Annotated in this window: 1 protein-coding gene and 1 pseudogene; both read left to right on the top strand. The window is 80.1% G+C overall.

Annotated elements, in window-relative coordinates:
* Positions 1–101: 101 nt before the first annotated feature.
* Entirely contained in the window at positions 102–1,217 is a 1,116-nt protein-coding gene (locus ABEB16_RS22450; protein WP_345714364.1) for a zinc-dependent metalloprotease, read from the top strand.
* Positions 1,214–1,494 (top strand): annotated as a pseudogene (locus ABEB16_RS22445) (tRNA lysidine(34) synthetase TilS); the annotation flags it as partial. The gene ABEB16_RS22450 and the pseudogene ABEB16_RS22445, both read left to right, overlap by 4 nt.

The following is a 1,494-nucleotide window of genomic DNA, read 5'->3' as shown; positions in this document are numbered from 1 at the left end:
GACCGGGTGGCCGCCGCGCTCGTCGGCTGCGGGTGCCGCTGAGGGCGCCCGCCCGGCTCCCGGCGGCTGGCGGGCGCGGTCGCGCCGCGTAGCGTGGCGCCATGACGGCACCCCCGGACGAGCAGGTCAGCACCGCGGTCGGATCGCTCGTCGACTTCGACGTCGCCGCCCGCACGGCCGCCCGGCTCGTGCGCCCCGGTCCCGCCGTCCGCCCGGCGGAGGTCGCCGAGGCGGTGGAGTCCCTGCGCCGCAGCGCCGCCGAGGCCGTCGTCCCCGTCGAGGAGGTCTCCCGGCTGCGCCGCGACCCGGCCGTCGCCGACGAGGGCCCCGCGCTCGTCGTGGACCGCCCCTCCTGGGCGCGGGCCAACGTCGAGGGCTTCCGCGCGCTGCTGGCGCCGGTGCGCGTCCCGCTGCCCACCGGCCGGGGCGGGCGCGCCGTCCCGCTGGACCGCGCCGCCGTCGCCCTGGGGCGGCGCACCACCGGCGCCGAGCTCGGCGGCATGCTCGCCTTCCTCGCCGGCAAGGTGCTGGGGCAGTTCGACGCCTTCAGCGGTGCCGACTCCCAGCGCCCCGGGCGGCTGCTGCTGGTCGTGCCCAACGTCGTGCAGGTCGAGCGGGAGCTGGACGTCCCGCCCGCCGACTTCCGGCTCTGGGTGTGCCTGCACGAGGAGACCCACCGCCTGCAGTTCGCCGCCAACCCGTGGCTGCGCGGCTGGGTGGTCGACGAGGCCCGCGCCCTGGCCGGGGAGGTGCTGGCCCAGCCCCGGGCGCTGGCGCAGCGGCTGCAGGACGTCGCCCGGCAGCTGCCGGACGTGCTGCGCGGCTCCGGCTCCGGCCCGGGCCTGCTGGACCTGCTGCAGTCGCCGCGGCAGCGGGAGCGGGTGCGCTCGCTGGTGGCGGTCATGTCCGTGCTCGAGGGCCACGCCGACGTCGTGATGGACGACGTGGGCCCGCAGGTCGTGCCGTCGGTGGCCCGCATCCGGGAGCGCTTCACCCAGCGGCGGCGCGGTCGCGGCTCGCTGGACCAGGTGGCGCGCCGGCTGCTCGGGCTGGAGGCGAAGTCGCGCCAGTACGCCGACGGGGCGCGCTTCGTCCGCGGGGTGACCGCGCGGGTGGGCACGGAGGGGTTCAACGCGGTGTGGCAGGGCCCCGGGGCGCTGCCCACCCCCGCCGAGATCGCCGATCCGCGGGCCTGGGTGCGCCGCGTCCACGGGTGAGCGGACCGCCTCCCGCCACCGCCGCCGTGCGCGCCGCCGTGCGCGCCGACCTCCAGGGGCTGGCGGCCGACCTCGGGCGGGACGGCCCGACGTCGGCGGCCGCCCACCCCGCCCCCGTGGTCCTCGTGGCCTGCAGCGGTGGGGCCGACTCGGTCGCCGCCGCGGCCGCCACCGCCGCCGCCGCACCGGCGGTGGGCCTGCGCGCCGGTGCCGTCGTCGTCGACCACGGCCTGCAGCCCGGCTCGGCGCAGGTGGCGCGGACCGCGGCCAGCCACTG

The sequence above is a fragment of the Kineococcus glutinatus genome (assembly GCF_039542765.1).
Taxonomy (GTDB): Bacteria; Actinomycetota; Actinomycetes; order Actinomycetales; family Kineococcaceae; genus Kineococcus_A; species Kineococcus_A glutinatus.
The sequence above is the reverse complement of the archived record's forward strand: the minus strand, read 5'-3'. Positions and strand labels throughout refer to the sequence as shown.